Source organism: Thalassobacillus hwangdonensis (assembly GCF_042675915.1).
GTDB classification, from domain to species: Bacteria; Bacillota; Bacilli; order Bacillales; family Halobacillaceae; genus Thalassobacillus_A; species Thalassobacillus_A hwangdonensis.
Window position 1 is genome coordinate 580,451 of the sequence record NZ_JBHTKL010000001.1, and the last position, 25,133, is coordinate 605,583.

Consider the following 25,133-nt stretch of genomic DNA (forward strand, 5'->3'; position numbering starts at 1 on the left):
TGATGTTGTGAATGAACTACAGAAAGCGAAATCATTATTCATAGAATATTTGCAAATTGAAAAAAATGCATCTTCATTGACTGTTCAGCACTATGAAAAAGATGTGGATGCGTTTTTTCTTTTTGTGCGCACAGAAGGTTATTCAGCATTACGGGATGTGGATTACCAGCTGATCCGTGTCTATTTGACCAGCTTATATGAAAGGAAACTTTCCAGACGATCGGTCTCCCGCAAACTTTCCTGTTTGCGTTCGTTCTATCGTTTCCTGGAAAGGGAAGCGATTGTTGAAAGCAATCCTTTCAAAAGTGTATCCCTGCCAAAAGAAAAGAAGCCGATTCCTGAATTCTTTTATGAAGAAGAACTCGATAAACTTTTTTCGATCAGCGACAAATCTACTGCATCAGGTCAAAGAAACCAGGCATTGATCGAACTGATGTATGGTACGGGTATCCGTGTAAGTGAATGTGTCGGCATACGGCTACAGGACATTGACTTGGAACTTGGCACTGTACTTGTGAGAGGGAAAGGGAACAAAGAAAGGTATATCCCTTTCGGCAAATTTGCAGAAGATGCACTGAAAACATACGTATCCGATGGTCGAGCAGTTTTGATGGGCAAAGGGAAGGTGGAGCACAATGCTTTATTCCTAAATGCGAAGGGTGCTGCATTAACGGATGATGGTGTCAGGTATATCCTGAATAAGATGGTGGAAAAAGCTGCACTTACAGTTAAGATCCATCCTCACAAACTCAGACACTCCTTTGCTACCCATATGCTTAATGCTGGTGCGGATTTAAGGTCTGTCCAGGAATTATTGGGCCATGAACAATTATCATCGACACAGATTTATACGCATGTTACGAAGGACCATTTACGTAATATATATATGAACAGTCATCCACGAGCGAATAAATAGAGGTGATGAAAATGGATCAACAATTCCATGCCACGACAATCTTTGCCATTCGTCATGCCGGCGCATGCGCGATGAGCGGAGATGGTCAAGTGACATTGGGGAACCAGGTCGTGATGAAACATAAGGCTAAAAAGGTGCGCAGGCTTTTCAAAGGTAACGTGTTAGCTGGTTTTGCCGGTTCTGTTGCAGATGCATTTACGTTATTCGAAAAATTCGAAGCCAACCTTGAAACCTACAACGGAAATCTGGCACGTGCTTCGGTGGAGCTTGCAAAAGAATGGCGCAGTGATAAGGTGCTTCGAAAGCTCGAAGCGATGCTGATCGTAATGGATAAGGAAGAGATGTTCCTCGTTTCCGGTACAGGAGAAGTGATCGAACCGGATGATGGTATCCTAGCAATCGGCTCAGGGGGCAATTACGCACTCAGTGCAGGTCGTGCCCTGAAGCGCTATTCTCCGGAAAAATCAGCAAAAGATATTGCGCAAGCTGCGCTTGAAATTGCTGGAGAAATCTGTGTGTTCACAAATGACCAGATTACTTTGGAAGTCATTGAATAAGGAGGCGGTGGAACATGTCTTTCGAATTGACTCCACGACAGATTGTCAATAGACTGGATCAATATATCATCGGCCAGAATGATGCCAAGAAAGCTGTGGCTGTAGCGTTGCGTAACAGGTATCGCAGGATGCGGCTCGACGATCAGTTCAAGGAAGAGATCGTACCGAAGAATATCCTTATGATCGGACCGACTGGAGTAGGTAAAACCGAAATCGCACGCAGACTGGCGAAGCTTGTAGGTGCTCCATTTGTGAAAGTGGAGGCTACCAAGTTTACGGAAGTAGGCTATGTAGGCCGTGACGTAGAATCGATGGTCCGTGATTTAGTGGAAACTGCTGTGCGGATGGTCAAAGAGGAAAAAATGGAAACAGTCAAGGTTAAAGCGGAAGAGCTTGCCAACAAACGATTGGTGAAGTTGATCGTTCCTGAGAAAAAGAAGCAGAACAACTTCAAAAATCCATTCGAGATGATCTTCAATCAGCAGGCTGATTCCTCCAATCAGGATGAATCAAAAGAAGAAGATGAGCAGATCGAGACGAAGCGGAAGCGGATCGCTCAACAGCTGGCGATGGGTGAACTCGAAGATACGATGGTGAATGTCGAAGTGGAAGAGCAACAGGGATCGATGTTCGACATGCTTCAGGGTTCTGGTATGGAACAGATGGGGATGAATATGCAGGATGCATTCAGCCAGTTCATGCCTAAGAAAAAGAAAAAGCGCAGACTTCCTGTCTCAGAAGCGAGGAAAGTGCTGACCCACGATGAAGCGCAGAAGCTGATCGATATGGATGAAGTGACCCAGGAGGCTGTTTATAAAGTCGAGCAATCGGGAATGATTTTTATTGACGAAATCGATAAGGTTGCAGCCAAAGGTGAGAATCAGGGCAATGTCTCCCGTGAAGGTGTCCAGCGCGACATCCTGCCTATCGTCGAAGGTTCGACAATTGTAACGAAATACGGTCCAGTGAAAACGGATCATATTCTGTTTGTAGCTGCAGGCGCTTTTCATATGGCGAAACCATCTGATTTAATCCCTGAACTTCAGGGCAGGTTTCCGATTCGCGTCGAGTTGGATAAACTATCGATCGAAGATTTCAAAAACATCCTTACCGAACCTTCCAATGCGCTGTTGAAACAATACCAGGCGTTAATTGAGACGGAAGGTATAAAAATTGAATTTTCTGACGATGCTGTTACTAAACTCGCAGAAATCGCATACGAGGTAAATCAGGAAACGGATAACATCGGTGCACGCAGACTGCATACAATCCTTGAAAAGCTGCTGGAAGATTTATCTTTCGAAGCTCCGGATGTTACGATGGAAACGATCCAGATCACACCTAAGTATGTTGAAGATAAATTAAGTAGTATTGTAAAAAACAGAGATCTGAGCCGATATATTCTTTAAGATGTTGTAAGTTCAGTTAGGAGGAATTATTAATGGAACTATTAGAACGAGCACGGAAAATAAACTCGATGCTGCAAAAAACGACAGGTAAGTCTGTAGACTTCAACGATATGTCAGCAACCCTTCGTGATACGATTGGAGCGAACATTTTCGTTCTTAGCCGTAGAGGGAAATTGCTTGGATTTTCAATCAAGCAGGAAATTGAAAACGAACGGATGAAAGCGATGCTTTCTGAACGTCAGTTCCCGCAGGAATACACGCAGAACCTATTCAGCATCCAGGAAACTACTGCGAATTTGGATATCGATAGCGAGTTCACTGCGTTTCCGGTCGAGAACCGCGACCTTTTCGAAAAAGGGCTGACAACGATTGTACCGATCATCGGTGGTGGTGAACGACTTGGCACGTTGATCCTTAGTCGTTTGACAGAGAGCTTTGAAGAAGATGACCTTCTTCTTGCAGAGTATGGCGCAACTGTGGTGGGTATGGAGATTCTTCATGAGAAAACTGAAGAAATTGAGCAGGAAGCTCGCAGCAAAGCTGTTGTTCAAATGGCGATCAGCTCTCTATCCTATAGTGAACTGGAAGCAATCGAACACATCTTTGATGAGCTGGAAGGCAATGAAGGCCTGCTTGTTGCAAGTAAGATCGCAGACCGGGTAGGAATCACTCGTTCTGTCATAGTTAACGCGCTACGTAAACTGGAAAGTGCAGGGGTCATCGAATCACGTTCCCTTGGCATGAAAGGGACGTATATTAAAGTTCTGAACAACAACTTCCTTCTTGAACTGCAGAAGTTGCGCACAAATTAATAAATATATATGTAAAGAGGTCCATTTTGAATGGACCTCTTTTTTAAATGCGCTCGTACGCGATTTTTGATCAAAAAGTTCTAGTTGAAAAGATATCTATGATTCATGAATAAAGTAATTTTTCGGTGAACTTTTCTATATCGGATACAATGACACATGTTTAATAGGGAGAAAGACATAATTAACAATATTAACAAAAATTTCATGTGATTAGATGTTGATTTATGTAATAATAGATACCGAACAAGTTGTTTATTCGATATATTCCGACAAGGATTTCCGAAAACATATACTTTTGTGAGAGATTACCAATTGTTAGCGCGAAAGACCCATACCTTTTGTCCCTTTTTATCGATTTCACTCTATTAATGACGAAAATACATAGACAGTATACATTGCATTTCTTACAATACTTTTAGTAGGACCTGGTTATAAAACCAATTGATGGGAGGATCCCTATGATGAATTTGTTTGGGGGTACGATCCGTACGCTGGAACAATCCCTTGATTATTCTGCACGAAAAAACAAAGCGATATCGAACAATATCGCCAATGTGGACACACCGGGGTATAAGGCGGAAAGCGTGCAGTTCAAGGAAGTGTTCGACTCGGAGCTTGGAAGTGGATTCGAAGCGAAGCGTACGCACGAAAGACATCTTCCGTTCGGCACATCAGAACACATGCCTTACAGAGTCTTAAAAGATAGGCAAACTACATATAACCATAACGGAAACAACGTGGATATTGATAAAGAAATGAATGAACTTGCGAAGAATCAAATCTATTACCAGGCAGTAGTGGACCGGATCAATGGGAAATTCCGAAGCATGCAATCCGTTATCAAGGGAGGCAGATGATCATGAGTATCTTTCATTCGATGAATACTAGTGCAAGTGCCCTTACAGCACAACGTTTGCGCATGGATGTCGTTTCATCCAACATCGCAAATGCCGATTCCACCAGAGCTACCCAGAATGAAGCAGGGCAGTGGGAGCCGTATCGGAGAAAAATGGTCGTGATTGAACCAACCGGACAGTCGTTTCAATCTTTTTTACATCAAGCAACGAATGGATCGAATCCAGGAAAAGGTGTCAGAGTCAGTGAAATTGTTTCAGATGACGAACCGTTCCGAGTCGTTTTCAATCCGAATCATCCAGATGCTAATGACGAAGGATATGTACAGCTTCCAAATGTAGATCCACTTAAAGAAATGGTAGATTTGATGAGTGCAACAAGATCTTATGAGGCGAACGTCACCTCATTGAATGCAAGTAAAAGCATGATGATGAAAGCACTCGAAATCGGAAAGTAAACATTAGGGGGAATACCGGATGGATCCAATCCGTATGAATATGCTCGCTCCGATGGGTGCACAAAGCACGAACAGGCTCACACCAGGAGAAGCGCATGCGAATTTTTCAAAATCTTTAAAAGATGCAATCGACAATGTGAATCGTTCCCAAATCACATCAGATAAGAAAACGGAAGCATTGGCGAAAGGTGAAGTGGATGACTTGCATGATGTCATGGTTACTGCTCAAAAGGCGAGCATTACATTACAGACATCTGTGGAGATCCAATCAAAAGTAGTGGAAGCTTATAAAGAAGTCATGAGAATGCAAGTGTAAGCACCTACTACACCATTACGTCTTTATATCATTCTTATGAAATGTGTTTTTTATGGGGGCAGTTATGAAACAAAAATATTTAATTTATAAAGAAAAGTTGGCGACCATATGGAAAGAGAGCAGTAAAGGCAGGAAAACAGCAGTTCTCGGGGCGGCATTCGCACTGATCCTGCTTCTTGTCATCGTAAGTGTCCTTTCATCATCCACTAAGATGGTACCGTTATATAGAGACTTGACCTTGCAGGAAGTTGGTCAAATAAAAGCGGAACTCGATGCGAGGAAAGTATCTTATCAGCTGGAGAATGGCGGTACCACAATCACCGTACCGGAAAATGAAGTAGAATCCCTGCTTGTAGACCTGGCTTCTGTCGGTTTGCCGGATAGTGGGAGTATCGACTATTCATTCTTCAGTGAGAACACCTCCTGGGGAATGACGGACAATGAGTTCAATATGATCAAGCTTGATACGATGCAGACTGAGCTTGCAAATATGATCAAAGGCATCCAGGGCATCCAGGATGCGACAGTGATGATTAACAAGCCGGAAAGCCCCGTCTTCATCGGAGACCAGGAACAGGAAGCATCAGCATCGATTGTGGTAGAGACTGAACCGGGATATCGGTTTGAGAATGGACAGATCAGAGCACTGTATCATTTGGTTTCAAAATCGGTACCGAATCTTCCTACAGATAATATCGTCATCACCGATCAGAACTTTAACTATTTTGATTTGGAAGATAACAACACGATTGATAATTCGAATACATATACGCATCAACAGAATGTCAAGCAGGATATCGAACGGGATATCCAACGCAGAGTCCAACAGATGCTCGGTAGAATGGTTGGAGCAGAAAATATTATTGCCTCTGTGACAGCGGATATCGACTTCACTCAGGAAAACCGTGTCGAAGAGCTGGTGGAGCCTGCTGATACCGAATCGATGGAAGGCTTGCCTGTAAGTGTGGAGCGGATAACCGAGACATATAGTGGCGAACCTCCTGCTGGCGGGGTAACAGGTGCCGGTGAAGGGGACGTCACGAATTACCCAGCTGGAGCAGAAGGAAACAACGGCGAATATGAAATGATGAAAGAGACAATCAATAATGAATTTGATCGGATCCAGAAAAACATTGTTGAAAGTCCATATAAAGTAAGAGATCTGGGAATACAGGTAGCCATCGATAATCGTAAATCTGAAACAGGCGAAAACGGAGAAGCGGTGCTTTTGACAGCGCAGGAACAAGCCACTGTAGAAGAAAGTGTAAGTTCCATTTTGAATTCGATCATTTCGACTTCAATCGCTAAGCCTTATGGTGAAATTGACCCGCAGGAAAAAGTCTCGATCGTTTTCCAGGAGTTTAAGGAACAAAATAATCCTTCTGACACACAGACACCTACCATCACGTTATGGATGGTGATTGCAGGCGGTCTACTGCTGTTCATAATCATCGTGCTGATCGTTTCATTGTTGAGAAAACGAAAAGAACGAAAAATACCAGAAGAAGAAACATACGGAGCGTTGTATGAAGCTGCAGCCACTTACGACGTTCCCGATATTGATGATGAACAAGAGAACGAATCTACGATACGTCGCAAGCAACTGGAGAAGATGGCGAAAGATAAACCTGAAGACTTTGCCAAACTATTGCGCTCCTGGATTGCAGAGGATTAAGGGGGATCTATGGTGCCATTGAAGAAAACACCGTTGACAGGTAAACAGAAAGCAGCAATTTTACTTATATCACTCGGCCCGGACGTTTCCGCCCAAGTTTATAAACACTTGTCGGAGGAAGAAATCGAGAAATTGACGTTGGAAATTTCTTCAGTCCAAAAAGTCGGGGGAGAAGAGAAAGAAGATATCCTTGAACAATTTCATAAAATTGCTTTGGCGCAGGATTACATCTCACAGGGTGGGATTGGATATGCCAAGACTGTGCTCGAGAAAGCACTGGGAGAAGAGGAAGCTGCAAGTATCATAGGGCGGCTGACCTCTTCCCTGCAAGTGAAACCATTTGATTTTGCAAGGAAAGCAGATCCGAATCAAATATTGAACTTCATCCAGAATGAGCATCCGCAAACAATCGCGCTGGTACTCTCTTATCTTGACTCGGAACAATCTGCGCAAATCCTCTCTGAGCTTCCGCAGGATATGCAGGCTGATATTGCCAAAAGAATTGCGTTGATGGATTCAACATCTCCTGAAGTCATCAACCAAGTGGAACAGATTCTCGAGAAGAAGCTGTCCACGACGGTTACGCAGGATTACACACAGACTGGTGGAATCCAGGCCGTTGTGGAAGTGTTGAATGGTGTCGATCGCAGTACAGAGCGTACGATCCTTGATGCACTGGAGATTCAGGATCCTGAATTGGCAGAAGAAATCAAGAAGCGGATGTTCGTATTTGAGGATATCGTCACTCTTGATAACAGAGCGATTCAGAGGGTCATCAGAGAAGTGGAGAACGAAGATCTTCGTCTTTCCTTGAAAGTTGCAAGTGAAGAAGTGAAGGAGATTGTATTCAGTAACATGTCGAACCGCATGGCTGAAACTTTCAAAGAAGAGATGGAATTCATGGGTCCTGTTCGATTGAGAGATGTTGAAGAGGCTCAATCCAGGATCGTTTCCTCCATTCGGAGACTGGAGGAAGTTGGAGAAATCGTAATTGCCCGTGGTGGGGGAGATGATATCATTGTTTAATTCTGAAAGGCAGTCTACCGCCCGGGTGATTGGGATACGACCAGTGAAGCCCTCGCATGATAAGACGCTCAAAGAAGCACAAACGGATCGTGCGACTTCTCTTGAAGCAGAGGCGGAAAAGAATCTGCAAGCCTCCCTGGCACAAATGGAAAAATCAAAACAAGAAGCAGAGCGAATGATTGAACAGGCCAGGCAGGAGATTGAACGAGAAAAGCAAGAATGGCAAAAGGACAAGCAGGTATTGAAAGAGACAGTGGAACAGGAAGCCTTTCAAAAGGGATATGCAGATGGTGAAAGGAAAGCGCAAGCAGAATATGAAGAAAAACTCGCTTCTGCAAGGGAAATTGTTGTTAAAGCGCAGAAGGATCATCAGCAAGTCATAAGCAGCAGCGAGGAAACAATTCTTGCCTTAAGTATTCATGCAGCCAGAAAGATCATCCATCAAAGCATTGCAGCAGAGCCTGAAGCGTTCTTGAACGTTGTAAAATCCGTGGTGTCAGAGGTGCAAAATCAGCCGGAAATATACATATACGTGCACCCTGAGATGTACTCAATGGTTCTGGAGAATAAGCCTGCCCTCCAATCTGTCGCTAATGGTCGTGCAAGCGTCAGTATTATGGCAAAAGAAGGTCTGGAAGCATACGGGTGTACCATCGAATCTCCATTCGGACGGATTGATGCCAGTGTGGACAGCCAATTGAATGAAATCCAAACGAAACTGATGGACGTCTGCAAGGAGGCGAATCCTGATGGATGAGTCCCTGTATGTAGATGCTATCGGTCAGATGGATACGTTTAAACGCTATGGTAAAGTCAACCGGGTAGTCGGCCTGATGATTGAATCAAAGGGTCCTGAAACATCCATCGGTGATGTCTGTCTCATTCATTCATCGAATGAACGGGGAAAGGTGATTACCGCTGAAGTCGTAGGTTTCCACGAGGAGAACGTACTGCTGATGCCATATAAGGAAATACGCGATATCGGTCCTGGCAGTCTGGTTGAAGCTACGGGACAACCTCTCCAGATCAAGACTGGAAAGAGTCTGATTGGGTCTGTTGTGGATGCGATGGGGCAACCTTTAGACGATCAGCCGCTTCCAAACGGATTGCAAAGCTATCCTACAGAGCAGCAGCCACCCAACCCGTTATCACGTCCTACGATTCGCGAACCGATACAAGTAGGTGTGCGAGCGATCGATACACTTTTGACCGTGGGAAAAGGCCAGCGAATCGGTATATTTGCAGGTAGTGGGGTAGGCAAGAGTACGTTGATGGGGATGATTGCCCGAAATAGTGCCGCAGATATCAATGTAATAGCATTGATTGGAGAGCGTGGACGTGAGGTTCGTGAATTCATTGAAAACGAACTGGGAGAAGAAGGACTGAAAAAAACGATAGTCGTGGCAGCCACATCGGATCAGCCCGCATTGATGCGAATCAAAGGTGCCTATACAGCCACAGCGATCAGCGAATATTTCCGTGATCTAGGATATGACGTAAATTTGATGATGGATTCCGTAACGAGGGTTGCTATGGCACAGCGTGAAGTCGGCTTGGCAATCGGGGAACCGCCAACGACCAAAGGGTACACACCCTCTGTCTTTGCCGTATTACCTAAGCTGCTGGAGCGAACTGGGACAAGTGCAAAGGGAACGGTCACCGCATTTTACACTGTCCTTGTGGACGGGGATGACATGAATGAACCGATTGCAGATGCAGTAAGGGGAATCCTTGATGGACACTTCGTCCTTGATCGTAAGCTGGCAGAGCAGAATCAATTTCCAGCTATCAATGTGCTTAAATCCATCAGCCGTGTCATGAATCATATTGCACATACGGATCACATCGAAGCTGCGAACCGATTCCGGTCTTTATTAGCTACATATGAAGAGAACAAAGAACTGATACAGATCGGGGCTTACAAAAAAGGAACGAGCAGGGAAATCGACCTGGCAATCCGCTATCATCCGGATATGATCCGTTTCCTGAAGCAGACGATGAGAGACGAGGCACCATTCACAGATTCTATTTTGCAGCTTTCTCAACTACTTGAGGGGAGTGATGTCTGATGGCAACGATGAAAGCTTTTCATAAAATAAAAGATTTGCGTGAAAAAGATAAACAGGAAGCGCAGCGTACGTATCAGAGAAAAGTGGAAGAATTCGAAGCTATTGCGACAGAACTCTATCAAGCTTTGAAACGGAAAGAGAACGCGGAAGCGGAATTCGAAGCCAAAGTGAGGGAAGGCAGCTTGTCTGCGCAGTATTTTGTCCAGTACAAGGATTATCTCCAGCGACTAGATGAACGGATCCTGAGCCTTCAACCGAAGGTACAGGAAGCCAGAGAGAGAATGGAAGGGCAGCAGGAGACCCTCAACATCGCTTATATAGAATTCAAGAAACTCGAAAAACTCATTGAAAATAAACGAAACCTCGAGGAAGCACATGTGAAAAGAGAAGAGACGTTGTTTATGGACGATCTTTCCTTGAGGCAATATTCAACTTTCAGAAACAGGTGAGGATATGGCAAAAGCAGGTTATGGAGAGCAACCCAATAAAGGCAGCAAACTTCAATGGTTTTTGCTTGTCATCGTAATTCCGATCATTTTTCTGATCGTATTGACTTTGATCATTATGACAGTCGCCGGTAAAAACGTATTCGAAATGGCTCAGCAGATTCCTGGTGTAGAATCCCTTGTCACGAGTGAAGAAGAGGCCATCAATGAAAATAAAATCAATGAACTGATGGCGGATGTGGCGGATAAGTCAGCACGAATCGAACAGCTTGAAGGGGAGCTTGCCGGAAAAGACGATACGATTGAGGAACTGAACGAAGAAATCCTGGCGTTGCAAACAGAGCAGGAATCCGAGGATCAGGTAAATACCGACCAGGAAGAAATGATTAAAAGCATTTCCGCTTCCTTCAAGGATATTGATGCAGAAGAGGCTGCACCGATCATTGAACAGCTGGATGAGGTATTAGCAGTATCTGTCCTGGAGAAAGTCCCTAACGAAGAAAGAGGGCTGATACTTGCTGCAATGGACCCTGAAAAAGCAGCAAATCTTACAAGCGCGTTCATCAACCGGAATTGACATCCGGTAGTATGACTTGAAAGGAGGTGACATATATGACGAGTACTGTATCACTGTTTACCACGCCTGTTACAAGGCATAGTTTACCGGGAGCCAACAAAACCTCAGAAGTCTCAACTCAAACATTTGCCAGGTTGCTGACGGGTATGAACGATCAGCCCCTTGCAAAAGGTCCTGTTCAAACAGACGTACCGTTTCAACCTGACCATGAAATTCTGGAAGAACTTCGTAGTCTGTTTGCGCAGATGCACGAAGAGGGGATTGATCTGCTGCAGCTGATAGAAGCAGAAGGTACACTTCAATCTCAAATGGATCAGCTGAGTCCGATGTTGAAGGATCAAGTAATCGGAATGTGGCATTTGAGCAAAGGTTTGATGCCTGTAAATGAACCCCAGGACAATCAGGTGGAACTATTATCATCACTTTTGGGAGAACTTTCATCTACTGCGGATGTGAGAAAACCGAATGCCACAGTCAGCCTGTTTGCACCTGAGTCAATGGTTCGCTCAAATTCCATCACTTCTGCTAATCTTCTGCAGCTGCAGGAACAGTTCAGACGGTTGGAAAACATAGTCCAACAGATGAATGGATTTGCGACAAAGGCAGGTGCCGAATGGCAATCCTTGTCGAAGAAATTGCTGCAGAGCTTAACGGAAATGCAGCAAATGATCAAGCATATGAATCCTGAGTCGAACCAGAAAATCGAACTCACAGCACCGAAGGATATGAAGTTTTCTCCAGTAGTGAAGGAACTTCTAGAAAGGTTCCAGCAAAGGCAGCAGATTCTTTCTACAGCATCTGGCTACAAACAGCAGGCTCAAGTGACAAGCCGTGATCTAAGTAATTGGATGAAGCAAGCACTAGATCAGTATGAAAGTGTGGAAGCAGGAAATAAAACCTTGAGTACATTGCAGACCGGTACAGCCATTACAAAAGTGGAACAGTATGTCATCCATCTCAATCAGAGCCAGACAAAAGAAAGTGCCCAGCAGCAATTGATCCAACAATTCGAACGTGTGCTGAAATCAAGTAAGTTCTTGCATAACAGGAATGGTGGACTGGAACTCCAGATGCGATTGAAGCCTGGAAACCTTGGAGATGTAATAGTGAAGATGACGCAGTTGAACGGCGAAATGGCTGTAAAGATCATGGTCTCCTCACAAGCAGCTAAAGAGATGCTGGATGGGAATATGCAGCAGCTGCGACACATGTTTTCTCCACAGCAGGTCGTAATCGAAAAGGTCGAACAGAACAACAATGGCCAGGCACTTCATTCCAACCAACAGGAGAAGTCTTCAAGTGGAAATGATCAGGGTTCTTCAAATAATGAACACCAGCAATCTGATAAGCAGAATAAAGAAGAAGATAGCACGACGTTCATGGATTATTTATTGAATGAGGAAGCGTAGGTGAAAGAAATGGCTAAAATTGATGGCTCCCTCTACTTGAGGCAACAGCAGACAGATAGAGGATCCACGAATGCTACCCTAGGCAAAGACGACTTCATGAGAATTCTCATGACACAACTGCAAAACCAGGATCCGTTGAATCCGATGCAGGATAAAGAATTCATTTCACAAATGACGAGCTTCTCAAGCCTTGAGCAGATGATGAACATGTCCAGTGCGATGGAAAAGTTCACGCAAGCCCAGTCCATGGCTCCGGTAGTCGAGTACAGTTCAATGATCGGTCGTGAAGTCACTTTTCAAAACATCGATTCTGAAACAGGGGAACCGACAGGTCAGGAAGAGGGTATCGTACAGGCTGTCAGCCAGAAGGACGGACGAATCCAATTGGAAGTGGAAGATGGCAGCGTCGTGAATGTTGAACAGATCCTTAAAGTCAGCAATGCAAATTCAGATCTATAAGAAGGAAGGAGAAATCATGGATCCAAGAATCCATCATTTACAGCAAACGGGAAACTTACAGCCTTTACATCATCGTGAAAAAGTAAGCAAAACCGGAACATCGTTCAAAGAAGTCCTGAACGAAGTACAGCAGCTGAAAATAAGTAAACATGCAGAGCAGCGCATCAAGAGCAGAGGCATCACAATTACAGATGAACAATGGCGGGGCATAACGAACAAAATCAATGAAGCAAAAACCAAAGGAATCAAGGATCCATTGGTGGTTTTGGACCAGGCTGCCCTAGTGGTAAGTGCAAAAAACAATACAGTAGTGACTGCAATGGATAGGAAGGAAGCAACATCCCAGATTTTCACGAATATCGATGGGACGATTCTAATCGAAGGATAGGCTGGACCTTGAAAAGGAGGCCTACCAGACGCTGACCGACTGAAGCGTCTACTTTAAAACAAAATCAGAGAGGATAGTGAACAGATGCTACGTTCAATGTACTCCGGAATTTCCGGTATGAAAGGGTTTCAAACTAAATTGGATGCTATCGGTAATAACATTGCCAACGTCAATACTTATGGCTATAAAAAAGGACGTACCACGTTTCAGGATATGATGAGCCAGACCGTTTCAGGTGCCCAAGCTCCAACTACTGACTTCTTAGGAGGGCGAAACCCGTCTCAGATAGGTTTAGGCTCAAAAGTAGGCACGATCGATACCATCCACACACAAGGAAACAGACAAACGACGAACAGACCTCTTGACCTTGCGATCGAAGGTGATGGAATGTTCATGGTAGCGAAAGATGTGGCGGATGGGTTGGAGAACGCTACATTAAGCTTCACCAGAGCAGGTAACTTCTACTTGGATAATGACGGCTATATCGTCGATACAAATGGTCAGTTTTTGATTGGTGAAGGTGTTGATAATGGTGCCCTTAACGGAGATTCAGCGCGACTTAGGATACCGCCAGAAGCGGAAAGTTTCAGTATCCAGTCTGATGGGACTGTGACTTATGTAGAAGGAACCGAAGCAATTACCGCCGGAAGAGTGCGGTTGGCTAAATTTTCTAATCCTGATGGGCTGGAAAAATTAGGAGGAAACAGTTTTCGTTTAACGAATAACTCCGGTCTTGAACTATTCGGTCCAAATAATCAATTGAACCTTGAAATCCCTGGTCAAGGTGGAACAGGTCAGACTGTAGCAGGTGCGCTTGAAATGTCGAACGTCGATCTTGCTGAAGAATTCACAGAAATGATCACTGCACAGAGAGGCTTCCAGGCGAATACGAGAATCATTACGACTTCTGATGAAATCCTTCAGGAACTGGTCAACTTAAAACGATAACTGAAGGGAGGTAGGGGGTCGGTCTATTCTGCTGACCCTCCCTTTAAATGATTGAATTGACACGATTGAATGGTAGTGCCTTTCATTTGAATGCTTTATTCATAGAACAAGTACAGGCTTTGCCTGATACGACCATCACTACATATCATGGCAAGAAACTGATAGTTAAAGAGAGTGAAACAGAAGTTCTCGATAAAATCACTGGTTACTATAAGATGATCGGTCTGGCTGGAGTTCATAGAAAAGTAGGTGAGCAAGATGAATAGAGTAATCAAATCAATGATGATCGCATTGGTCTCGCTGACAGTGATCGGTGTAATTGCACTGATTGTAGTATTGAACCTAGATGGCAACAAGACAGCAGAAGGGAAGCGGAACATTGATGATATAGTGGAAGCTTCGATAGAAACCGAAGAGATTACTACGGATCTGAAAAATGACCGGTTTGTAAGAATCCAGTTCCGTATCATCACAGATAGTGATGATGCAAAGAAAGAACTGCTTAAAAGAGATTTCCAATTGAACAATATTCTGATTAAAGAGCTCGGAAAAATGGATAGCGAGGCTTTTAAGACAGATATTGCAACACTTGAAGAGACGATCAAGCTGAAATTGAACAAAATCATGACTGAAGGTAAGATCACAGAGGTTTACACAGTCAAGAAGGTTTTACAGTAACCAGCCTGGATCAGTCTGCATAACGGAGGTGATAGGATTGGCTGAGGAAGTTCTCTCCCAAAATGAAATAGATGCCCTTCTCTCTGCATTGTCTACCGGGGAAATGGACGCAGATGAATTGAAGAAAGAAGAGAAAGAGAAAAAAGTCAGAGTCTATGATTTCAAGCGTGCGTTACGTTTTTCGAAAGATCAGATCCGCAGCTTATCTAGAGTTCACGAGAATTTCGCCCGGCTCTTAACTACCTATTTCTCTGGCCAGCTCAGGAACTATGTTCAAATCTCAGTAGCTTCCGTCGACCAGGTCCCGTATGAAGAGTTCATCCGGTCTATTCCGAAAATGACGATCCTGAATACATTCAGTGTGCCGCCATTGGATGGAAGAATCCTGCTTGAGATCAATCCGAACATTGCTTATGCAATGCTTGACCGAGTGCTGGGTGGCAGAGGTGCCAGCTACAACAAGGTGGAAAACCTCACAGAAATCGAGACGACGATCATGTCTCAGTTATTTGAAAAAGCATTGGAGAATTTACAGGAAGCATGGAGTTCGATCGTGGATGTCGATCCAATGCTTGAAGAGTTTGAAGTCAATCCACAATTCCTGCAAATGGTTTCACCAAATGAAACGGTAGTTGTCATTTCTTTGAACACGACGATCGGGGAAAGCAGTGGAATGATCAACATCTGTATTCCACACGTGGTACTCGAACCGATCATACCCAAACTATCTGTCCATTATTGGATGCAGAACCAGCAGCATAAGGAGAGCGATCCGGAAGAATTCAAGGCGATCAGCCAATCGATCCGTCAGGCTGAACTGGAAGCTTCTGCGGTATTAGGAGAAGCGGATATTGCAATTGAAGAGTTCCTTCGTCTTCAAAAAGAAGACGTAATTCAATTGGACCAATCCATCCAGTCACCATTGAGGCTCTTCATTGATGAAGAACCGAAATTCTTGGTACAGCCGGGTAAAGTAAATCGAAAAATGGCTGTACAGATCCTCGAAGAAATCCAAGGGGGGGAACGAAACGATGATGAGTGATGATATGTTATCCCAAGATGAAATCGATGCATTGTTGAGAGGAGATGTTCCGAGTGACGATGTATCACAAGAAAGTGAAACGGTTCCTGCCAATGATGCTGCTGAAACACATGCAGATTTTCAGGAGCTGTCACCGTTACAGCAGGATGCACTTGGTGAAATAGGGAATATTTCATTCGGCAGTTCTGCCACAGCATTATCTTCTTTATTGAATCAGAAAGTGGAAATTACGACACCTAAAGTTTCTGTTATAAGCCGGAAAAATTTGCCGGATGAATTCCCGAGACCTCATGTGGCGATTCAAGTGAAGTACACAGAAGGCTTCATGGGGGAAAACCTTCTCGTCATCCAGTCCAGAGATGCAGCGATCATTGCTGACCTGATGCTTGGAGGGGATGGTACGTCTCCGGATGAAGAGATGAATGACATCCACCTCAGTGCAGTCCAGGAAGCGATGAATCAGATGATGGGTTCAGCTGCTACGAGTATGTCGACGGTCTTCAATAAACGTGTAGACATATCACCGCCAGCTATCGATGTGCTTGATGTGGCAGGTGGGGAAGGGACGGAGAGTATTCCGAATAATGATCATCTTGTGAAGATCTCTTTCAATTTGAAAGTGGGTACCTTGATCGATTCGAACATCATGCAGCTGTTACCATTCCCATTCGCAATCGATCTTGTAGATGAACTTTTGAATCCACCGGAACAGGATGACCTCGAAACGGTGAATGAAAAAGAACCCGAACCTGTTAAGGCACAGCCTGTACAGCAAACGCCAGTGAAAGAACAGCCGACAGCTCCGACTCCACAAGCTTCCGTTCAGCAGTCTGCAGAACCACAAATGATTGGAAGGTCGCAGTTCGATACCGAAGAGACACCTGTGGAAACCGCTCAATTTTCCGATTTCGAGCAAGTACAATTAGGCTCGAATGAACAGCGGAACCTCGATATGCTTCTAGACATTCCATTGAAGGTCACGGTCGAACTCGGGAGGACGAAGCGGACCATCAAAGAAATTTTGGAGCTTTCCAAAGGTTCGGTACTTGAGCTCGATAAATTGGCGGGCGAACCGGTGGACATCCATGTGAACAGCAAACTGATCGCCAAAGGCGAAGTGGTCGTCATCGATGAGAATTTTGGTGTCCGGGTTACAGATATTTTAAGTCCGAAAGATCGTTTGAAAAAAATCAGATAAACGTATAGGGGGAAATGATGATGGCAAGTAGAGTATTGATTGTAGACGATGCAGCATTCATGAGAATGATGATCAAGGATATTTTGACGAAGAATGGGTTTGAAGTTGTTGGTGAAGCACAGGATGGCCAGCAGGCGATCGAGAAATTCAATGAGACGAAGCCGGATTTAGTGACGATGGATATTACCATGCCTGAAAAAGATGGAATTACTGCGCTTAAGGAAATCAAACAGACCCACCCCGATGCAAAAATTATCATGTGTTCAGCCATGGGACAACAAGCGATGGTCATCGATGCGATCCAGGCAGGAGCAAAAGACTTCATCGTAAAACCTTTCCAGGCGGATCGCGTCATTGAGGCGATTCAGAAAGCATTGGGATAAATAACGGATTTATGAGGATAAACTTCCGCATATGTACAGCGATACTCATTATCCTGAGCGGACTATCATTTTTCACTCCAGATCAAGCTTCAGCCAGCCCTTCTATACCGGATTGTTTGGAAAATCCGTCAATGGAAGGGTGCGGCGAGAACGAAAGTGGAGATGGTGGTACAGATTCCGGGCTATCAGACCAGGCTGAACCTCCAAATGAAAATGAGTCGCTCTTGTGGAGTCTAGTAAAGATGTTTTTTGCGTTGTTGCTTGTACTGGGTCTTATTTATGGATTATTGAAGTTTTTCAACAAACGAAGCAAGCTCTTCGGACAATCCAGGAAGCTCGAGAATCTGGGCGGATTGACGCTTGGGCCGAACCGGTCTGTGCAAATCGTACGGATTGCTGACAAGGTGTTCGTCCTTGGTGTCGGTGATGATGTGAATATGCTGACTGAGATTACAGATGAAAAGGTGATCGATGAATTACTTGATTCCAAGACTGAAGGTATGGATGCTTCCGTGATTGGCAGCATGTTCAGTAAGCTTTCCAAGAAGGATGATGATTCAACAAAGGCAGATGCATCATCAGGAAATTTCCGTCAATTATTCGACAAGGAATTGTCAGATCTAAAGGGTAAGCGGAAACAAATGATACATAGACAAAGAGAGGGTAAATCTGATGAATGAGTTCATAGATATTTTTTCCAACTCAGACGCAGAAAGTATCTCAACATCAGTCAAACTGCTCCTTCTTTTAACGGTCCTTTCCCTGGCACCAAGCATTTTGATACTTATGACGAGTTTCACCAGAATTCTGATTGTGCTTTCTTTCGTCAGGACATCGCTTGCAACCCAGCAGATGCCTCCGAACCAGGTGTTGATCGGAATCGCTTTGTTTCTTACATTTTTCATCATGGCACCAACGTTACAGGAAGTGAATGATCAGGCGCTGCAGCCGCTTTTCAATGAAGAGATAACTCTTGATGAAGCCTACGAGGAGGCTGCCGCACCGATGAAAGAGTTCATGGCGAAGCATACGAGACAGAAAGACTTGGCCTTGTTCATGAACTATGCACAAATGGAACGTCCGGATTCTGTCCAGGACATCCCTTTGACGACCCTTGTGCCGGCATTCGCAATCAGTGAGCTGAAGACCGCATTTCAGATGGGCTTCATGATTTTCGTGCCGTTTCTTGTCATTGATATGGCAGTAGCGAGTGTACTGATGTCGATGGGGATGATGATGCTGCCACCGGTCATGATCTCGCTGCCTTTCAAAATCCTTCTGTTCGTACTCGTCGACGGCTGGTATTTGATTGCGCGTTCTTTATTGGAAGGTTTCTAACGTAAGGAGGAAGCAGGATGAACAGTGAAATGGTCATCTCTCTTGCAGAAAGAGGTATCTATACAACATTACTTATATCCGGGCCATTGCTGATCCTTGCGCTAGCAGTCGGATTGCTTGTCAGTATTTTTCAGGCAACTACCCAAATCCAGGAACAGACATTGGCATTCATACCGAAGATCGTAGCTGTCATGGTCGGACTGATCTTTTTCGGACCATGGATGCTGACGCAGATGGTACAATTTGCGGCAGATATCTTCAATAATCTCAACATACTGGTAGGTTAAACGATGCTTGATTATATCAATTTGGCAAGTATCCCTGCGTTCTTGCTCATTTTCGTCAGGGTTACTGCTTTTTTTGTAACATTACCGATCTTTTCTTATCGCAATGTTCCGACCCAGCATAAGATAGGTTTCAGTTTTTTCCTGGCTGCAATGCTATTTTTCACAGTGGATATTCCGATCATCCTTCCGAATGGAACGTTCATCCTTCTCTTACTGAAGGAAGCACTGGTTGGTATATTCATAGGTTTGATGGCCTATATCATCCTTGCGGCGATTCAGATCGCCGGTGGATTCATCGATTTTCAGATGGGTTTTGCCATTGCCAATGTCATCGATCCTCAAACTGGTGCGCAAAGTCCATTGATCGGCCAATACCTTTATACGTTCACATTGCTGTTCATCCTATCTGTAAACGGCCATCACTTAATGATTGATGGTGTCTTCTACAGTTATGAATTCATTTCGATGCAGGATTGGCTTCCAATCGGGGAGGAAGGATTCGCTGCATTCGTCATTGATTCTTTCAACCGTATGTTCATCATCGCATTTCTGATGGCTACTCCAGTTGTAGGCTGCCTTTTCCTTGTAGATGTTGCATTAGGAATCATTGCCCGTACAGTACCTCAGCTTAATGTGTTCGTCGTAGGGCTGCCGTTAAAAATATTCGTAGCACTGGTGGTACTGTTCATCTCGATGGGAATATACATGATGCTTGCAAAAACGTTGTTCGAAACGATGCTTACGACAATGAGGAACTTTATGCAGTTACTGGGGGGCGCATGACATGTTGCTGAGACTTGATCTTCAATTCTTTGCTGGTGAAAAGACAGAAAAAGCGACTCCTAAGAAAAGGCAGGACTCCCGGAAGAAGGGCCAGGTTGCCAAAAGCCAGGATGTCAATACAGCAGTTCTGATGCTGTTCATGTTTCTTCTTTTCATGGTGATGGGCGGCTATCTGAAGGACAGCATGACAGGACTTTATGAACATGCCTTCCAGGAGTATCTTCATTGGGATTTGACCGAAGCGACCACTGAACAGATCTTCTTTGAAGCGACAGTCGAAGCGAGTAAGATACTGGCACCGATCATGGGAATGGCGATCATTGCTGGCTTATCCGCCAATTGGCTTCAAGTAGGTTTCATGTTCACGACTGAACCATTGAAATTCGACTTGAAAAAAGTCGATCCCATAAAAGGGGCGAAAAAGATCTTTTCGGTCCGTGCCATCGTTGAACTGGTGAAATCACTGCTTAAAATAACGATTATCGGCACGATTACCTTCGCTGTCATCTGGCTGAACAAGCATGAAATGATGATGATGTCTCAGCGCTCAGTGGAAGGTGCACTGGCGTTTTTTGGGCATACGACGATCATCATGGGGATAGCAGCTGCAATCGGTCTGCTGTTGATTTCAGTGTTGGACTACAGTTACCAGAAATTCGATTATGAAAAAAATATCCGAATGTCCAAGCAGGACTTGAAGGATGAGCATAAAAACATCGAAGGGGATCCGTTGATCAAATCGAAAATCAAGGAAAAACAACGGCAAATGGCGATGCGGCGGATGATGAGCGAAGTCCCTGAAGCGGACGTGGTCATTACGAACCCGACGCACTACGCTATAGCGATCAAATATGATGAAGATAAAGCGGATGCACCTTATGTTGTTGCTAAAGGTGTCGATTTCGTCGCTCAGAAGATCAAAGAAATTGCAAAAGCGAATGAAATCATGACGGTGGAGAACCGTCCTTTAGCAAGAGCATTGTACGATGAAGTGGAAATCGGTAATGCTGTAGATGAACAGTTCTACAAGGCAGTGGCAGAAATTTTGGCATATGTGTACCGGGTGCAGAAGAAAGTTTAGATATGTTAGGAGAGAACGAGAATGTCAGCAAAAGATCTAACCGTATTACTAGGCGTCATACTAATCATCATCATGCTGGTCATTCCTTTGCCTGGATGGCTGCTAAGTTTCCTGATCCTTGTCAATATATCATTGGCGTTGGTCGTCATCCTTGTTTCGATGAACATGGAGGAGGCACTGCAATTTGCAGTATTTCCTTCTTTATTGCTATTGCTGACACTTTTCCGTCTGGGCCTCAACGTTTCGACGACACGTTCTATCCTTTCTGAAGCAGAAGCAGGAGGCGTCATTGCCACTTTCGGATCGTTTGTCATTGGCGACAATCCATTGGTCGGATTTGTTGTCTTCGTGATCCTGGTCATCATCCAATTCCTCGTCATCACAAAAGGTGCGGAAAGGGTTTCTGAAGTTGCAGCAAGGTTCACATTGGACGCGATGCCAGGAAAGCAGATGAGCATTGATGCCGATTTGAACGCAGGCATGATTTCTGAGCATCAGGCGAAAGACAGGCGCCAAAAAGTAGAACAGGAAGCGGATTTCTATGGGGCGATGGATGGAGCCAGTAAATTTGTCAAAGGAGATGCGATTGCAGGGATCATCATCGTTCTGATCAACATCATGTTCGGCCTGATCATCGGTATGGTTCAAATGGATATGAGCTTCACAGAAGCTGTCAATACATATATGAGACTTACTGTCGGGGACGGGCTCGTCAGTCAGATTCCCGCACTGTTGATTTCGACAGCGACGGGAATCGTAGTGACACGAGTGGCATCGGAAGGGAATTTAGGTTCAGATGTCACAGCTCAGCTCCTCCGTTATCCAAAATTGTTATACATTGCTGCAGGTACGATTTTCTTCCTGGGCTTAACACCGATCAACTTCTTCCTTACGGCAATGATTGCTGCTGTATTGGCTTTCGGAGGGTATTGGCTGTCCAGAAAATCGGAGCAGGAAGAAATCGAACTTCCAGAAGATGAAGATGAAACAGCGACAGATCAGATGAAGTCCCCTGAAAATGTAGTCAGTCTGATCAGTATGGATCCGATCGAATTCGAATTCGGTTATGCATTGATTCCGATTGCCGACACAAATCAGGGAGGCGACCTGCTCGACCGGATCGTCATGATTCGCAGACAGCTGGCTATCGAATTGGGTCTTGTCATACCAGTAGTGAGAATAAGGGATAACATCCAGCTAGGGCCTAATGAATACCGTCTCAAAATAAAAGGGAATGAAGCAGCAAGAGGTGAACTGCTCCTCGACCACTTCCTGGCAATGAGTCCAGGGGTAGAGGAGGATGGAATCGATGGAATTGAAACGAAGGAGCCTGCATTCGGCCTTCCTGCCAAATGGATTACGGAAGAGTTGAAAGATGAAGCTGAGCTTTCCGGCTACACCGTAGTGGATCCTCCTTCTGTCGTCTCCACCCATTTGACGGAAGTAATTAAGAATCATGCCCATCAATTGCTGGGGAGACAGGAGACACAACAGTTGATCGATCATCTGAAGGAGTCCAATCCGATCCTGGTCGAGGAAGTCACACCTGATCCACTATCAATCGGAGACGTACAGAAAGTGCTGGCTAAGCTGCTCCGTGAAAATGTTTCGGTGAAAAATTTACCGATCATTTTTGAAACGTTGGCTGATTTCGGAAAAATGACCAATGATACGGAGCTGCTTGCAGAATATGCCCGCCAATCGCTATCCCAGCAGATTACTTCCCAGTACTCTAAAGGTGGTGGGGTAGTCAAAGTCATCACCGTATCCGGAAGAGTAGAAAAACTGATGGCAGAGCATATCCAGCAAACAGAGCATGGCAGCTACCTTGCACTTGATCCGGATACACAGCAGACAATCATCAAAGCCATTGCTGAACAAGCGGAGCAGCTTTCACTCATGGAAGAATCAGCCATCATTCTCTGTTCGCCTGCCATCCGGATGTATTTGAAACAATTGTTGGACCGTCATCTGCCTCAGATGATCGTCCTTTCATATAATGAGCTCGAGCCGACGGTTGAAGTACAGAGTGTAGGAGTGGTGAACGTAGCATGAAGGTGAAAAAATTCGAAGCAGATACGATGCCTGAAGCGATGAAACAAGTAAGAAAGGAGTTAGGGACGGAAGCGGTCATCCTGAATTCCAAAATCGTGTTCCGGGGAGGCTTTCTCGGAATGTTCCGCAAAAGAAAACTGGAAGTGATCGCAGCAATTGATCCGAAGCAGGAGCAACAACGTAAACCCTCTCCTCCAGCTTTAACGGCTGATAGGCCACTACCTGCCAAACCGGAAGCTGTTGCAACAGACAATTACGCAGTAATGAAGGAAATTGCAGAACTTAAGAAAATGTTGATTCAACGTTCTCCTTCTGTTGAATCTGCCTTTGCACCTGAAATACAGAAATATTACGAATACCTCAAGCAGCAGGAAGTATCAGAAGATATCGTTGTATCATTACTGGAAAGTGTAAGTAGTGAGAATTCTGAGGATGAAAGCAACCTTTTCATGAACCTTACAACTAGATTGAAAGAAGAGTTGGAGAAAGCTTCTATTGAAGGGAGTATGCTCGATAACCGTTTCATCCATCTGGTTGGTCCTACCGGAGTCGGGAAAACGACGACGATTGCTAAAATTGCATCCGAACATTTGTTGAACCACCAGAAGAATGTGGCTTTGATTACTACGGATACGTATCGGATCGCTGCCATCGATCAATTGAAGACATATGCAAAAATTCTTGATATCCCAATTGAAGTTGCTTATTCCGTGGAGGATTACATTCAGGCCAGGGAAAAATTCAAGGAATATGATCTTGTACTTGTCGATACAGCGGGAAGAAATTTCAGAGATCCCCATTATGTGAAAGAACTGGGTAAAGTGATCGATTTCAATGAGGATATGGAAACGCATCTCGTCTTATCCCTGACATCCCGTTACAACGATATGCAGGAAATTTTCGATCGATTCCAGCATGTCGGTATCGATCGACTTATCTTCACGAAAGCGGATGAAACATCAGCATATGGAAGTATGGTGAATATGGCACTTAAGAACCAGGTGAGTGTTTCCTATATTACAAACGGGCAAAATGTACCAGATGATATCAGAAATGCTTCACCAGATACGATTGTAGCCAGGGTGATGGGAGACTTCTCCGATGACTGATCAGGCTCAACGGCTAAGAGAAATCCTCGAGCAGCGAAAACAAACAGGAAGAGCAAGAACCATCGCAATCACCAGTGGTAAAGGGGGAGTCGGCAAGTCGAATTTCGCGCTGAACTTCTCGATGGAACTTATCAATCTAGGAAAGCGAGTACTGCTGTTCGACCTGGACATCGGAATGGGGAATATTGATATCCTGATCGGTAAAAGTCCGACCTATACGATTTTAAATCTATTCGACGAAAAATTGTCGATTCATGATATTATAGAATCAGGACCAAACTCCTTGTCATATATAGCGGGAGGTTCCGGATTTACAGATTTTTTCAAATTGACAGATGAAAAGTTTCGTTATTTCACCCAAGAATTTGACAAGCTTCAACAAACCTATGATTACATCATTTTTGATATGGGAGCAGGGGCTACGCAGGACAGTCTGCATTTCATCTTAGCGGCGGATGAAGTGATCGTCGTCACTACACCTGAACCGACATCGCTTACCGATGCTTACGCAATGATCAAACACGTCCATCGCAGTCGTTCCGATCAGTCGATCCGTATTCTGATCAATCGGGCAGCAAACAAAAGTGAGGGGCACGAAACGATCGATCGATTGACATCAGTCGTCCGCAAGTTTCTCGACAGGGAGATTGAGGCGCTTGGAATTCTTCCTGATGATAAAACGGTCAGTAAAGCCGTCATCCAGCAGGTTCCTTACACGCAATTTGATAAACGATCCTCCATCAGCAAAGCGTTGGTGGAAGTGGCCGGAGATTTCGTATCTGGTACAAATACTGAGGAGAAGCGTCAGGAAAGTTCCTTCCTTTTCAAATTGAAAGAGCTACTACAGAGAGGTAAATGAT

30 protein-coding genes are annotated in these 25,133 nt (G+C 44.5%); all 30 read left to right on the forward strand.

Features of this window, described 5'->3' with window-relative positions; genetic code table 11:
- Nucleotides 1-7 precede the first annotated feature (7 nt).
- Nucleotides 8-916: a tyrosine recombinase XerC gene (xerC, locus tag ACFQ2J_RS03070; protein ID WP_386056466.1), complete on the forward strand. Its 909-nt coding sequence runs from the start codon at nt 8-10 to the stop codon at nt 914-916.
- 11 nt (nt 917-927) lie between these two features.
- Nucleotides 928-1,473 carry an ATP-dependent protease subunit HslV gene (gene hslV / locus ACFQ2J_RS03075; protein ID WP_386056468.1) on the forward strand — a complete coding sequence of 182 codons (546 nt, stop codon included), beginning with the start codon at nt 928-930 and terminating at the stop codon, nt 1,471-1,473.
- A 14-nt stretch (nt 1,474-1,487) separates the two neighbouring features.
- On the forward strand, nt 1,488-2,882 hold the full coding sequence (gene hslU / locus ACFQ2J_RS03080; RefSeq protein WP_386056469.1) for an HslU--HslV peptidase ATPase subunit: 1,395 nt from the start codon (nt 1,488-1,490) through the stop codon (nt 2,880-2,882).
- Between the two features lie 32 nt (nt 2,883-2,914).
- Nucleotides 2,915-3,694, forward strand: a complete 780-nt coding sequence (gene codY / locus ACFQ2J_RS03085) for a GTP-sensing pleiotropic transcriptional regulator CodY (RefSeq protein WP_386056471.1) — start codon at nt 2,915-2,917, stop codon at nt 3,692-3,694.
- A 461-nt stretch (nt 3,695-4,155) separates the two neighbouring features.
- Nucleotides 4,156-4,551 (forward strand): flagellar basal body rod protein FlgB, encoded by a 396-nt coding sequence (gene flgB, locus ACFQ2J_RS03090; protein WP_386056473.1) that lies wholly within the window; start codon nt 4,156-4,158, stop codon nt 4,549-4,551.
- 2 nt (nt 4,552-4,553) lie between these two features.
- Nucleotides 4,554-5,006 (forward strand): flagellar basal body rod protein FlgC, encoded by a 453-nt coding sequence (flgC, locus tag ACFQ2J_RS03095; RefSeq protein WP_386056475.1) that lies wholly within the window; start codon nt 4,554-4,556, stop codon nt 5,004-5,006.
- Between the two features lie 19 nt (nt 5,007-5,025).
- The gene (gene fliE / locus ACFQ2J_RS03100; protein ID WP_386056477.1) at nt 5,026-5,322 is read left to right on the forward strand and encodes a flagellar hook-basal body complex protein FliE; all 297 of its coding nucleotides are present in this window, start codon (nt 5,026-5,028) and stop codon (nt 5,320-5,322) included.
- 64 nt (nt 5,323-5,386) lie between these two features.
- Nucleotides 5,387-6,997 (forward strand): flagellar basal-body MS-ring/collar protein FliF, encoded by a 1,611-nt coding sequence (fliF, locus tag ACFQ2J_RS03105; RefSeq protein ID WP_386056479.1) that lies wholly within the window; start codon nt 5,387-5,389, stop codon nt 6,995-6,997.
- 9 nt (nt 6,998-7,006) lie between these two features.
- Nucleotides 7,007-8,023: a flagellar motor switch protein FliG gene (gene fliG / locus ACFQ2J_RS03110; protein WP_386056481.1), complete on the forward strand. Its 1,017-nt coding sequence runs from the start codon at nt 7,007-7,009 to the stop codon at nt 8,021-8,023.
- Nucleotides 8,016-8,780, forward strand: coding sequence for a flagellar assembly protein FliH (fliH, locus tag ACFQ2J_RS03115; RefSeq protein ID WP_386056483.1), 765 nt, complete (start codon nt 8,016-8,018; stop codon nt 8,778-8,780). The genes fliG and fliH overlap by 8 nt, the downstream gene beginning before the upstream one ends.
- The gene (gene fliI, locus ACFQ2J_RS03120; protein WP_386056485.1) at nt 8,773-10,092 is read left to right on the forward strand and encodes a flagellar protein export ATPase FliI; all 1,320 of its coding nucleotides are present in this window, start codon (nt 8,773-8,775) and stop codon (nt 10,090-10,092) included. The genes fliH and fliI overlap by 8 nt, the downstream gene beginning before the upstream one ends.
- Nucleotides 10,092-10,541, forward strand: a complete 450-nt coding sequence (fliJ, locus tag ACFQ2J_RS03125) for a flagellar export protein FliJ (RefSeq protein ID WP_386056487.1) — start codon at nt 10,092-10,094, stop codon at nt 10,539-10,541. Before fliI ends, fliJ begins: the two co-directional genes overlap by 1 nt.
- Nucleotides 10,542-10,545: 4 nt before the next feature.
- Complete coding sequence (locus ACFQ2J_RS03130; protein ID WP_386056489.1) at nt 10,546-11,115, forward strand: MotE family protein; 570 nt, start codon at nt 10,546-10,548, stop codon at nt 11,113-11,115.
- 35 nt (nt 11,116-11,150) lie between these two features.
- Nucleotides 11,151-12,524 carry a flagellar hook-length control protein FliK gene (locus tag ACFQ2J_RS03135; protein ID WP_386056490.1) on the forward strand — a complete coding sequence of 458 codons (1,374 nt, stop codon included), beginning with the start codon at nt 11,151-11,153 and terminating at the stop codon, nt 12,522-12,524.
- 9 nt (nt 12,525-12,533) lie between these two features.
- Entirely contained in the window at nt 12,534-12,983 is a 450-nt protein-coding gene (flgD, locus tag ACFQ2J_RS03140; protein WP_386056492.1) for a flagellar hook assembly protein FlgD, read from the forward strand.
- Between the two features lie 16 nt (nt 12,984-12,999).
- The gene (locus ACFQ2J_RS03145; protein WP_386056494.1) at nt 13,000-13,371 is read left to right on the forward strand and encodes a TIGR02530 family flagellar biosynthesis protein; all 372 of its coding nucleotides are present in this window, start codon (nt 13,000-13,002) and stop codon (nt 13,369-13,371) included.
- An 84-nt stretch (nt 13,372-13,455) separates the two neighbouring features.
- Nucleotides 13,456-14,319: a flagellar basal body rod protein FlgG gene (flgG, locus tag ACFQ2J_RS03150; protein WP_386056496.1), complete on the forward strand. Its 864-nt coding sequence runs from the start codon at nt 13,456-13,458 to the stop codon at nt 14,317-14,319.
- Between the two features lie 47 nt (nt 14,320-14,366).
- A complete protein-coding gene (locus ACFQ2J_RS03155; RefSeq protein ID WP_386056498.1) occupies nt 14,367-14,585 on the forward strand; it encodes a flagellar FlbD family protein in 219 nt (72 codons plus the stop codon).
- Entirely contained in the window at nt 14,578-14,997 is a 420-nt protein-coding gene (fliL, locus tag ACFQ2J_RS03160) for a flagellar basal body-associated protein FliL (protein WP_386056500.1), read from the forward strand. The genes ACFQ2J_RS03155 and fliL overlap by 8 nt, the downstream gene beginning before the upstream one ends.
- Before the next feature lie 37 nt (nt 14,998-15,034).
- Nucleotides 15,035-16,039, forward strand: coding sequence for a flagellar motor switch protein FliM (fliM, locus tag ACFQ2J_RS03165; protein ID WP_386056502.1), 1,005 nt, complete (start codon nt 15,035-15,037; stop codon nt 16,037-16,039).
- Entirely contained in the window at nt 16,029-17,237 is a 1,209-nt protein-coding gene (gene fliY / locus ACFQ2J_RS03170; RefSeq protein ID WP_386056503.1) for a flagellar motor switch phosphatase FliY, read from the forward strand. Before fliM ends, fliY begins: the two co-directional genes overlap by 11 nt.
- 20 nt (nt 17,238-17,257) lie before the next feature.
- Nucleotides 17,258-17,620 carry a response regulator gene (locus ACFQ2J_RS03175; protein ID WP_386056505.1) on the forward strand — a complete coding sequence of 121 codons (363 nt, stop codon included), beginning with the start codon at nt 17,258-17,260 and terminating at the stop codon, nt 17,618-17,620.
- Between the two features lie 131 nt (nt 17,621-17,751).
- Complete coding sequence (gene fliO, locus ACFQ2J_RS03180) at nt 17,752-18,300, forward strand: flagellar biosynthetic protein FliO (RefSeq protein ID WP_386056506.1); 549 nt, start codon at nt 17,752-17,754, stop codon at nt 18,298-18,300.
- Nucleotides 18,293-18,958 carry a flagellar type III secretion system pore protein FliP gene (fliP, locus tag ACFQ2J_RS03185; protein WP_386056507.1) on the forward strand — a complete coding sequence of 222 codons (666 nt, stop codon included), beginning with the start codon at nt 18,293-18,295 and terminating at the stop codon, nt 18,956-18,958. Before fliO ends, fliP begins: the two co-directional genes overlap by 8 nt.
- Before the next feature lie 17 nt (nt 18,959-18,975).
- On the forward strand, nt 18,976-19,245 hold the full coding sequence (gene fliQ / locus ACFQ2J_RS03190) for a flagellar biosynthesis protein FliQ (RefSeq protein WP_386056509.1): 270 nt from the start codon (nt 18,976-18,978) through the stop codon (nt 19,243-19,245).
- A gap of 3 nt (nt 19,246-19,248) precedes the next feature.
- Nucleotides 19,249-20,028, forward strand: a complete 780-nt coding sequence (gene fliR / locus ACFQ2J_RS03195) for a flagellar biosynthetic protein FliR (RefSeq protein ID WP_386056511.1) — start codon at nt 19,249-19,251, stop codon at nt 20,026-20,028.
- Nucleotide 20,029: 1 nt separating this feature from the next.
- Complete coding sequence (gene flhB, locus ACFQ2J_RS03200; RefSeq protein WP_386056513.1) at nt 20,030-21,109, forward strand: flagellar biosynthesis protein FlhB; 1,080 nt, start codon at nt 20,030-20,032, stop codon at nt 21,107-21,109.
- Between the two features lie 21 nt (nt 21,110-21,130).
- A complete protein-coding gene (gene flhA / locus ACFQ2J_RS03205; RefSeq protein ID WP_386056515.1) occupies nt 21,131-23,164 on the forward strand; it encodes a flagellar biosynthesis protein FlhA in 2,034 nt (677 codons plus the stop codon).
- Nucleotides 23,161-24,273, forward strand: coding sequence for a flagellar biosynthesis protein FlhF (gene flhF / locus ACFQ2J_RS03210; RefSeq protein WP_386056517.1), 1,113 nt, complete (start codon nt 23,161-23,163; stop codon nt 24,271-24,273). Before flhA ends, flhF begins: the two co-directional genes overlap by 4 nt.
- Nucleotides 24,266-25,132, forward strand: coding sequence for a MinD/ParA family protein (locus ACFQ2J_RS03215; protein ID WP_386056519.1), 867 nt, complete (start codon nt 24,266-24,268; stop codon nt 25,130-25,132). The genes flhF and ACFQ2J_RS03215 overlap by 8 nt, the downstream gene beginning before the upstream one ends.
- Nucleotide 25,133 lies beyond the last annotated feature (1 nt).

Coding starts and splice junctions, on each gene's coding strand:
- fliO (WP_386056506.1), top strand. CDS start 17,752: ATGGAAGGGTGCGGCGAGAACGAAAGTGGAGATGGTGGTACAGATTCC.
- ACFQ2J_RS03215 (WP_386056519.1), top strand. CDS start 24,266: ATGACTGATCAGGCTCAACGGCTAAGAGAAATCCTCGAGCAGCGAAAA.
- flhF (WP_386056517.1), top strand. CDS start 23,161: ATGAAGGTGAAAAAATTCGAAGCAGATACGATGCCTGAAGCGATGAAA.
- fliF (WP_386056479.1), top strand. CDS start 5,387: ATGAAACAAAAATATTTAATTTATAAAGAAAAGTTGGCGACCATATGG.
- fliL (WP_386056500.1), top strand. CDS start 14,578: ATGAATAGAGTAATCAAATCAATGATGATCGCATTGGTCTCGCTGACA.
- hslU (WP_386056469.1), top strand. CDS start 1,488: ATGTCTTTCGAATTGACTCCACGACAGATTGTCAATAGACTGGATCAA.
- flgC (WP_386056475.1), top strand. CDS start 4,554: ATGAGTATCTTTCATTCGATGAATACTAGTGCAAGTGCCCTTACAGCA.
- fliE (WP_386056477.1), top strand. CDS start 5,026: ATGGATCCAATCCGTATGAATATGCTCGCTCCGATGGGTGCACAAAGC.
- flhA (WP_386056515.1), top strand. CDS start 21,131: ATGTCAGCAAAAGATCTAACCGTATTACTAGGCGTCATACTAATCATC.
- fliG (WP_386056481.1), top strand. CDS start 7,007: ATGGTGCCATTGAAGAAAACACCGTTGACAGGTAAACAGAAAGCAGCA.
- fliY (WP_386056503.1), top strand. CDS start 16,029: ATGATGAGTGATGATATGTTATCCCAAGATGAAATCGATGCATTGTTG.
- codY (WP_386056471.1), top strand. CDS start 2,915: ATGGAACTATTAGAACGAGCACGGAAAATAAACTCGATGCTGCAAAAA.
- hslV (WP_386056468.1), top strand. CDS start 928: ATGGATCAACAATTCCATGCCACGACAATCTTTGCCATTCGTCATGCC.
- fliI (WP_386056485.1), top strand. CDS start 8,773: ATGGATGAGTCCCTGTATGTAGATGCTATCGGTCAGATGGATACGTTT.
- ACFQ2J_RS03130 (WP_386056489.1), top strand. CDS start 10,546: ATGGCAAAAGCAGGTTATGGAGAGCAACCCAATAAAGGCAGCAAACTT.
- flgG (WP_386056496.1), top strand. CDS start 13,456: ATGCTACGTTCAATGTACTCCGGAATTTCCGGTATGAAAGGGTTTCAA.
- fliR (WP_386056511.1), top strand. CDS start 19,249: ATGCTTGATTATATCAATTTGGCAAGTATCCCTGCGTTCTTGCTCATT.
- fliQ (WP_386056509.1), top strand. CDS start 18,976: ATGAACAGTGAAATGGTCATCTCTCTTGCAGAAAGAGGTATCTATACA.
- ACFQ2J_RS03155 (WP_386056498.1), top strand. CDS start 14,367: ATGATTGAATTGACACGATTGAATGGTAGTGCCTTTCATTTGAATGCT.
- flgD (WP_386056492.1), top strand. CDS start 12,534: ATGGCTAAAATTGATGGCTCCCTCTACTTGAGGCAACAGCAGACAGAT.
- ACFQ2J_RS03135 (WP_386056490.1), top strand. CDS start 11,151: ATGACGAGTACTGTATCACTGTTTACCACGCCTGTTACAAGGCATAGT.
- fliJ (WP_386056487.1), top strand. CDS start 10,092: ATGGCAACGATGAAAGCTTTTCATAAAATAAAAGATTTGCGTGAAAAA.
- flgB (WP_386056473.1), top strand. CDS start 4,156: ATGAATTTGTTTGGGGGTACGATCCGTACGCTGGAACAATCCCTTGAT.
- ACFQ2J_RS03175 (WP_386056505.1), top strand. CDS start 17,258: ATGGCAAGTAGAGTATTGATTGTAGACGATGCAGCATTCATGAGAATG.
- flhB (WP_386056513.1), top strand. CDS start 20,030: ATGTTGCTGAGACTTGATCTTCAATTCTTTGCTGGTGAAAAGACAGAA.
- fliP (WP_386056507.1), top strand. CDS start 18,293: ATGAATGAGTTCATAGATATTTTTTCCAACTCAGACGCAGAAAGTATC.
- ACFQ2J_RS03145 (WP_386056494.1), top strand. CDS start 13,000: ATGGATCCAAGAATCCATCATTTACAGCAAACGGGAAACTTACAGCCT.